This window comes from Pseudomonas amygdali (assembly GCF_002699855.1).
Lineage (GTDB): Bacteria > Pseudomonadota > Gammaproteobacteria > Pseudomonadales > Pseudomonadaceae > Aquipseudomonas > Aquipseudomonas amygdali.
In genome coordinates, this window is sequence record NZ_LKBW01000087.1 from 1 (window position 1) to 8,106 (window position 8,106).

The 8,106-nt window shown below is 55.2% G+C and carries 10 protein-coding genes; 7 read left to right on the top strand and 3 right to left on the bottom strand.

Annotated features, from left to right (window positions below):
* Nucleotides 1–150 precede the first annotated feature (150 nt).
* A complete protein-coding gene (locus AO277_RS08435; protein WP_236691312.1) occupies nucleotides 151–603 on the top strand; it encodes a hypothetical protein in 453 nt (150 codons plus the stop codon).
* A 14-nt stretch (nucleotides 604–617) separates the two neighbouring features.
* Here AO277_RS08435 and AO277_RS08440 read toward each other — a convergent pair whose 3' ends face one another.
* The gene (locus AO277_RS08440; protein WP_020304529.1) at nucleotides 618–1,007 is read right to left on the bottom strand and encodes a hypothetical protein; all 390 of its coding nucleotides are present in this window, start codon (nucleotides 1,005–1,007) and stop codon (nucleotides 618–620) included.
* A 365-nt stretch (nucleotides 1,008–1,372) separates the two neighbouring features.
* Here AO277_RS08440 and AO277_RS08445 point away from each other — a divergent pair, with 365 nt between their 5' ends.
* Nucleotides 1,373–2,098, top strand: coding sequence for a plasmid mobilization protein (locus AO277_RS08445; RefSeq protein ID WP_044320119.1), 726 nt, complete (start codon nucleotides 1,373–1,375; stop codon nucleotides 2,096–2,098).
* 202 nt (nucleotides 2,099–2,300) lie between these two features.
* On the opposite strand, the gene AO277_RS29655 is transcribed toward AO277_RS08445, so the two are convergent.
* Nucleotides 2,301–2,534: a hypothetical protein gene (locus tag AO277_RS29655; protein ID WP_044320120.1), complete on the bottom strand. Its 234-nt coding sequence runs from the start codon at nucleotides 2,532–2,534 to the stop codon at nucleotides 2,301–2,303.
* A gap of 550 nt (nucleotides 2,535–3,084) precedes the next feature.
* On the opposite strand from AO277_RS29655, the gene AO277_RS29010 reads away from it, so the two are divergent.
* The 3 genes from AO277_RS29010 to AO277_RS08455 all read left to right on the top strand — a co-directional run bounded on the left by AO277_RS29010 (nucleotide 3,085) and on the right by AO277_RS08455 (nucleotide 6,228).
* Nucleotides 3,085–3,504 (top strand): hypothetical protein, encoded by a 420-nt coding sequence (locus AO277_RS29010; protein WP_044320121.1) that lies wholly within the window; start codon nucleotides 3,085–3,087, stop codon nucleotides 3,502–3,504.
* A gap of 284 nt (nucleotides 3,505–3,788) precedes the next feature.
* Nucleotides 3,789–5,924 (top strand): LPD7 domain-containing protein, encoded by a 2,136-nt coding sequence (locus AO277_RS29015; protein ID WP_306599792.1) that lies wholly within the window; start codon nucleotides 3,789–3,791, stop codon nucleotides 5,922–5,924.
* Nucleotides 5,925–6,057: 133 nt separating this feature from the next.
* Nucleotides 6,058–6,228 (top strand): hypothetical protein, encoded by a 171-nt coding sequence (locus tag AO277_RS08455; protein WP_004667949.1) that lies wholly within the window; start codon nucleotides 6,058–6,060, stop codon nucleotides 6,226–6,228.
* A gap of 85 nt (nucleotides 6,229–6,313) precedes the next feature.
* Here AO277_RS08455 and AO277_RS28430 read toward each other — a convergent pair whose 3' ends face one another.
* Nucleotides 6,314–6,469 (bottom strand): hypothetical protein, encoded by a 156-nt coding sequence (locus AO277_RS28430; protein WP_180273431.1) that lies wholly within the window; start codon nucleotides 6,467–6,469, stop codon nucleotides 6,314–6,316.
* A 100-nt stretch (nucleotides 6,470–6,569) separates the two neighbouring features.
* Between AO277_RS28430 and AO277_RS08465 the strand changes: the two genes are divergently transcribed.
* Nucleotides 6,570–6,998 (top strand): GntR family transcriptional regulator, encoded by a 429-nt coding sequence (locus AO277_RS08465; protein ID WP_044320207.1) that lies wholly within the window; start codon nucleotides 6,570–6,572, stop codon nucleotides 6,996–6,998.
* Nucleotides 6,999–7,351: 353 nt separating this feature from the next.
* The coding region (locus AO277_RS08475) for a hypothetical protein (RefSeq protein ID WP_099258911.1) at nucleotides 7,352–8,106 on the top strand (755 nt) is incomplete at its 3' end.

An 8,106-nucleotide genomic window follows, 5' to 3' on the forward strand; every position in this document is an offset into this window, starting at 1 on the left:
CCGGCTCGAAAATATGAACCCGAGGGGGGTCAAAACTAAGTTGGCGATTTAGCACGGAAGGGGGTCACTTTTTAGTTGGCGTTGACACTAAGTGACGTGGGTCACTTGCACGACAGTATCAAAAACATACCCAGGTTGCTTGAGCTTTCAATGGATGATTCGTTAAGAATTGTCGCTGATGCTGTTGAAGATGCAGAAGACACCGCATTGTTTCTCCAGGAAAGCACTAAAGAATTGATTCAAGCCACCACGACCAAGGCTGGTCTAGATGTCGGGATCAAGCTTTCTGAGGCCATCCATGACAGTCTTGCTAATGCTTTCGAGCCTGCACTCAATCGTGCGACGGTCAAGATTGAAAAACTGGAAAATCGTGTGTCTGCGTTGTCTGGAAATCTCAGAGATACGCAAGCCACTCGATTTAACCATATGATGCTTGCAGGATTAGTCGTGATGGCAGCTATGATGATCGGTGGCATGACCTGGATCGCTATTGAAAGCCAAGACGTTAATGAAACCAACAAGTGGTTCTATCAAGAATATAAAGAACAACGCGCTTTGTTGGAAAAAATTCCTACAGGTATCCAAGAAAAGTATAGAAACTAGCTCATACGCGCTGTTCATTTTTCGTCGAATATCAGCCCCTTGCCTGAAACAAGTGCATTCAAGTCCATTCTATCGAAGTCTTCCCTGATCTTTCGAAAGTCAGCGGGTGTCATCGGTGTTCTCTGGTTGTCTGCTTTTTTTGGCTCAGGGGGCGTTTTCGCATGTTCCTCAGCTATAGCGGTTTGCTTGTCCGTTGTCTTCTGTGTTGTGGCTTGTGTGTTGGATGTCAGCGTGTGGACGTACCTAACAAACTGGCGGTACCCAAGCGAAATGGACTCATTCGACATCAGCTCGTCGTAGGCCTGCTTCATCGTGGCCCCCATATCGATGCGTGCCTGAATCTGTTGCAGCCATGGTGTTACTTGGCTCTTGCCTGTTCTTGGTTTGCTGCGCCAGTCGTCCATTTTCTTCTCCTTTCGGTGCTCTCATCGGAGCTTGAGAGCACATACCCATGCGTAGAGACGCTTTGTGACATTTAGAGACACTCAAAGTCAAGTAGAGACATTTAGAGTCACTCCTTTCACTTTAGTGACACACAGAGACACTTTGTGTCACTGAGAGACATTCAGAGACAATCTTGGGTCTGACCCAAAATCTCGAATTCGCTAAACAGGCACGTTACCGATTGTCTACAAAAAAGAGCTTCGCCTTTTTCGTATCCAATCGACGTGCCAAAGGGGATACCCCTTTGAAACCCCGCAGAGCGGGAAAGCGTTGTTGTTGTCGTTGTTGGTTGTCGTCATTCCAGGTGCCCCCAGGAGGTGATCTTGTGGCCGAAAAAGTTAACAAGTCATGCGCCGTGTCATGCCGTTTCACGGATGAACAGTTCGCTCGGTTTGCCGAGCCCATCGCGCAATCCGGCCTGAAGCCAGCCCGGTTCTTTCGTGACCTGGTGATCAGCCGCTCGCCTACCTTCGAGCAGTCCGCAATCGACAAGAAGCGGATGCAGCAGGTATTTGAAAAGTCCGGACATGCTCTAAACCGAGTTGCTTACTCCGCTAACTCGGCACCCTATAACGGCACGCTTTATCAAAAGCAGTATCTCCACTGGCTTAATAAGCTGAACGCTATTCAACAGCTGTTGCTCACGGTTTTGCCCGAGACTGCCCCGCCAAAACCGTCGAGGTCAGTCCATAACGGCAACCGTGGCTCACCTAACGAATCCGGCAAAAAAGTTCACATCATCCGCTTTCGACTCACCCAAGACGAAATGGCCCAGTTTGATGACATGATCAAACGGGCGGGCTGTTCTGCATCAGCCTTTTTCAGGGAGCTGATTTTAAATAAAGCTCCTGTGTTTAGAGAGTTTACCGGGTTTAGGAAACGAATTGTATTTATCGTCAATAAAGCCGGTAACAATATTTCTCAGTTGGCTTACATTGCAAAAGCGGCGAGTGACAGGGGCATTATCACCGACAGTGTGAGAGACAAGTGGTTTGAAACGCTGATGGTCATCGAGACGATTTTATTAGCAGGTATAGAATATGCTGATTAGAGTCAGTGGCTATAACACCGGAGCGCAGGAGTATTTAGAACAAGGTAACAAGTCGGGCCGAGAGTTTACACGTGATGAATTGGACCATCGTTTGATCATTGAGGGGCAGCTCAGTGTTACTAGAGCTATCTACGAAAGTATCCCGGACCATGGCCAAGATCGCTACCTTACGTTCACGCTAAGCTTCAAAGAGGACACGGTGTCACCTGAATTGCTCAAGGCAGTGACGACCGACTTCAAGAACTTCTTTATGCATGCGTACAAGCCTGAAGAATTCAATCTGTATGCCGAAGCGCACTTGCCAAAAAAGAAGACGGTCACTGATAGGAAAACCGGCGAGGTGATTGACCGCAAGCCTCACATTCATATCATCATTCCGCGTATCAACTTGCTCAGTGGCAATGAGGCCAATCCGGTTGATGTGTACAAGAATCATGAGAAGTACTTTGAAGCTATTCAGGAGCACATTAACCAGAAGTATGGCCTGTCTTCGCCGCGTGAGAATGTGCGTGCGGACATCACCGATGCGGCCAGTGTCTTGTCTCGCTATAAAGGCGATGACTTCTACGGTAAGAACCGCCAGTTCAAGCAGGAGCTGGTCAAGCAGGTTATTGAACGTGGCGTGACTTCACGCGCCGATTTTTATGCCCTAGTGGCTGAGCACGGTGAAACACGCATCCGTAATGAAGGTAAGGACACTGAATACATTTCGGTCAAATTGCCGGGTGACGCAAAGGGCACCAACCTGAAAGACACCATCTTTCAGGATGACTTCATTGTCAGGCGTGAACTGAAGAAACCACCGCTTGAGGCCAGTGTGATTCAGGAACGCTTGCTCGCCTGGCCGCAGCGCGCAAAGGAAATCAAGTACGTCAACAAGGCTACCCCCAAGTTTCGCAAAGCGTATTCCGAAGCCTCCCCTGAAGATCGTGTTCGGCTACTGGCCGAACGCGAAGCCAGATTTTATCAAACTTATGGAGAATCCTATGACAACGTACACACCGGGCAACGACAGAGAGATCACCAGCGAAGTCCTGCTGAAACTGCGGGGCGACGCACTGCCGCACCTGCCGATGGCCTGCAAGACCTGTCCGTCAGCAATGTGGCAGATCACCGGCAAACCGGCCCGGCCCGAAGCCGTGACGGTTCGTTGCTACTGCCCCGTGATGCACACCTTCACGTGGGACAGTCGCAACCAGGAGGAGATTCTGGATTGCGACCATCTGTACCAGGAGGAGGACGAGGAAGAGGGAGCAGGTCCACAGCTGAGCGAGGAAGAGGAGGAAGCGGCCCTGCCGCCGTTTCTCAGGAAGCAACGGGAACAGCAACGCCAGCAGGCGCTACAGGCCGACGCCGGACCGGAGCTGGAAAGCCCCGAAACGCCCGAGTACGAACTGGACGCGTAGTCCCGCCGTATGCCAAGAACCCGCACCGCGTCGCGACCATCGCTGACATCGAGGAGCGAGGCCGACGCCTTTTTGATCCGCTCAAGAAGCCTTCTGACAACGCGCTGGTGTTCTACCGATCACCTTCAACACCTTCCAATACTCCGGCGACTGCAACGACTACGTCTGGACGATCTTCTGTCGGGCGTAGGCCCAGGGCTCCAGGCAAGCCTCGCCCTCCCCGCCAATGGCGGCCTGGCTCTGTCGTCCCGCCCTACGCCAAGAACCCGCATCGGGTCGCGACGGTGGCTGACATCGAGCAGCGCGCCCGGATGCTGTTCGATCCGCTCAAGCGGCCCGCAGACAAGGCGCTGGTGTTCAAGCGCGCCTCGATCAAGGCCCTGACCGTTAACAGGCAGTCCTCGACGGTGGCTGCGTACTTCACGCGGGAAGCGCAGCACAACCTGATTGCCCCGGCTCATCGCCGGGCCATACGCCGGATCGATCAGCAGTTTTTCGCGCTCAGGCGCGCCGTGTTCTCCGATCAACGCTTAACCCGCCAGGACAAGGCGCAGCTGGTTTCCGTGCTGACCTTCGAACGGCTTAAAGCGCGTGAACAGTTCCATAAACCCCAACCCAACACCGAGGTGAATTTCATGGGCAGTGCAGCCATACGCAATCTTCTTGATGAAGAAAGGGAAGACCCAGGCTTCAGCATCAGCGGCGCGAGGGGCCCAGGCCCTGAAGGCGTGCGTGAGCGGGTGAAGCGGGTCATGGATCGCTTTGCCAGTCAGGTTGACCCCGCCGCCGCCAGTCAGCGCGCGCGTGACCTTAGCGCCAAGGACCTTTACACGCGCAAAGCCAAGTTCAGCCAGAACGTGCATTACCTGGACAAGCAGACCGACAAGACCTTGTTTGTGGACACGGGCAAAACAATCTCTATGCGTCGCACGGGGATTACCGAATCCGGGGTGTCCGTGGCCCTCCAGCTGGCCCGGGAAAGGTTCGGCAGCACACTGACGATCACCGGCACTGCTGAATTCAAAAAGCTGGTGATCGAGGCCGTGGCCAAGAATGGCCTGGATGTGCATTTCACTGACAAGGCCATGAACCAAAGCCTGGCGGACCGCCGTGCAGAGCTGGACATCGAACGCGGTGGCCAGAGCATTGGTCCTGCCACCGACTTGCCTCGGCACGTTGATGACGCCACACGGGATGTTCGCGACCAGGCGGATCGGATGGGCGTTACGGTGCGCATCGAGGCGCTGTATGGAGAAGGAAAGACCGCTGAGCAGGTTAGCCAGGCGCTTGCCGTCCAGCTTGACACTGTTCCCGAGCCGGAGCGCATTGCGTTCGTGGAGACGGTGGCCATCACCCTGGGCATTCCAGAGCGTGGCGAGCCCAAAGGCGACCAGGCGTTTGCGCAATGGCAGGCGCAGCGTGCGCAACCGGCGGCGGATGTTGCAGCAACGGCAACGTCTGAAGCGCAGGCCAACGTGCCAACGCCTTCAGACGCTGCGCCTGAACCGGTGAGCCCAGAAGCCGCGAAGCCTGCTCAGGCCAACGACCCGGATCTGCAGAGCCCCAGCGAGCTGGTCAGGCTTGAAGCGCAATGGCGTCGGGATTTCCCGATGTCCGAAGCAGATGTCAGGGCCTCGGATACGGTCATGGGCTTGCGAGGTGAAGACCATGCCGTCTGGATCATTGCGACGAATGACAAGACCCCTGAAGCCGCTGCCATGCTGACGGCTTACATGGAAAACGACAGCTATCGTGAAGCGTTCAAAGCCAGCATTGTCGCTGCTTACAAGCAAATCGAAAACTCAGAAGCCGCTGCCATGCTGACGGCTTACATGGAAAACGACAGCTATCGTGAAGCGTTCAAAGCCAGCATTGTCGCTGCTTACAAGCAAATCGAAAACTCACCTAAGTTGGTCGATGACCTGGACCACCTGACGGCGATGGCTGCCCAGATAGTCAATGAGGTGGAAGAGCGTCTGTTTCCGACACCTCAACCAGCAACGGGCCAGACAGCCCCGGTCAGGGGCAAAGTCATCGAGGGCACGCTGATCGAGCATGGGGAAGCACCGTATCAGCACAATGACGACAACCAGATGAGCTACTTCGTGACGCTCAAGCCCGAGGGCGGTAAGCCCCGCACGGTGTGGGGCGTAGGGCTGGAAGAGGCCATGAACGATTCAGATCTGAAACAAGGCGACCAGGTGCGGTTAGAAGACCTGGGCACCCGGCCTGTCGTGGTACAGGTCATCGAAGAGGATGGCACTGTGACGGACAAAACGGTCAACCGCCGCGAATGGTCTGCGCAGCCGACCGCGCCTGAGCGGGAAGTGGCTCAGACCACGCCCAAGGGGCAGGCCGCAGCAGCAGGCACACCGGAGCTGTCATCGCCTGATGAAGAAGACGGCATGAGCATGGACTGAGCCGTCTGGGTAAACCACCTCCTTGCCTGGAGGTGGTTGCCAGAAACCATTCGACGCACCTTCAGTGAGCCACTACTATGGAAGCATATTTCTCATCCGGATAATCCAATTGGAAGTCAAAGAGCTTGTGCCGATGGCACCAGAAGCCTTCAAGGCTGAAATCAAACGTAGAGGCTGGGAGCCTGAGCTGCTGGCCGTACGCTGGGCCATGAGCAAACGCCGAGTGCATCAGATCATTGCGGATGGAGACCGGCCCAGGTACTACGACGATGCCGTGATGGCGCTCCCGGCAATCCTAAAATAGAAATATATTTCTTTATCTTTTGGGAAATATACTTCACAATTGCCCCATCAAGACGCAAAGTCCAAGGGGCATGTCGATGGAATATCTAGTCATTCTTCACACGGCACAGGGCGATGTTCGCACTCGCTACCCACGCCATATGCAGGCACAGGCTATCGCGCATTGGCAGGAATATGCGGCCACTGGCAAGAAAGCCAGCCTGATGATCGACCCGCCCCGCCCCGCTCTTCGGGGCTCTCAAGCGGTTCCTGATACGCATCACAATCCCTCAATCATGTGCAGCGCTGAGCCCAGCGCTACGGCGCAGGGGTCAGTTTGCATCCGTTAAAGAGGTGAAGGACATGATTAACCACCGAGCGCAAAAACTGCACGCTCAGCAGGTGCTTGAGCACCTGGCCCACGGTCTGGCACAGCCTATAGCGCTGCCCCGCGAGACCATTGAAGAAGCGCTGCGCGCAGCCATCATGGACGGACGACTTGAACCGGGTGAACGGCTCACGCAGCAAGCCATTGCCAATGCCTTCCAGGTCAGCCGGATGCCGGTGCGCGAAGCCCTGCGTTCGCTGGAGACGCAGGGCTACATCGCGACGGCGTATCACAAAGGCTATCGGGTCACGAACGGCCAGGAGTTGCCCCGGCACGGTCACCTGCCTGGCTTGCTGAGGTGCGTGGCAGAACGGCATACGCAGCTGGGCGACCTCGAAGCAAAAGTCGCCTTTGAAAACGAAATCCTGCGCGTGCTGGGCCGACTGCGCCCGACCCCTTGCTAATGCTCCCGTTGGTAGAAACGCACTGTGACAAACGTGCCTGTCCGCCTCTTCAAGACCCAAAAGGCTGCATATGACAACACCGACTGATACTCGCACTAGATATCAAAAGCTATTAGACGCCCATGGATTAACCCTGGCAGATAGCGCGGCATTGATCTGCCAACACACTCAAAGACCTTGCTCTGTTCGTGCTGTGCGTTCATGGCTGAATGACCCCGCCAAGCCCAGCTCTCGATCTTGTCCTGAGTGGGCTGTAAACGCGTTATCCAGCGCTTTGTCCGGTTGAGCTACGCCTCATCCGTTCACAGCCATCGAACCAGAAGGCGTCACCGCATATGGCGCAAAGGAACCCCATGAGCACTTCACTGAGTCGCCTTTTAACCCTGCAAGCTGTTCGTAATCTCACCTCGCTCAAGCGCGACGCCAAGCGCCTCCAGAAGAAATCACAGCAGGTCTTTGGCACAGAGCACTCGCTCGCTGTGTGCCAGCAGGCTATGGCAGTTTCGCGAGGCTTCACCTCCCTTGCCAGTCTTGATGCCCTCTCAGATCGGCTGGGCATGAACCGGCGCAATCCGTTCTGGACACTCACGGGGCGGAGCGACGCTCACCAGGCCGTACTGGATACCCTTTTTCGCCTGGACCTGGATTTTGCTGATGTCGGTCCACTGGTGTTCATCGGGCAGCAGCAACACGCACTGCGGCCTGCACTGATTCTGCTCCTGGAGCGAATGAGCGCAATGGCAAGGACTGGCTTGATCCTGATAGAAAGCACCGCAGCAGCGATTCAGGACACGGCGTTATTCAAGGCTGCAACCGAATTGGAGCTACACGAGACACTGATGGTGTTTCGCGCCCTGGACCTACGTGAACATAACCTTCCCGTGGACCTGGCTGACTGCGCACTCGAAAGCCGCTGGAGTCCCTGGGTTGTCCTCTTCTCACGTGACGATCCCGTCAGCGAACAGCGCGCCGGTGTCATTCATTCGTACTTTGCGGCCCGTGCAACGGATCATGGCCGACTTCCCATCCTGTACGTTTCCGAGAATGTCGGCGCTTATGTTCCTAATGCATTCAGGCTGGAGGGTCACACCGCTATCGTCAACGGCTT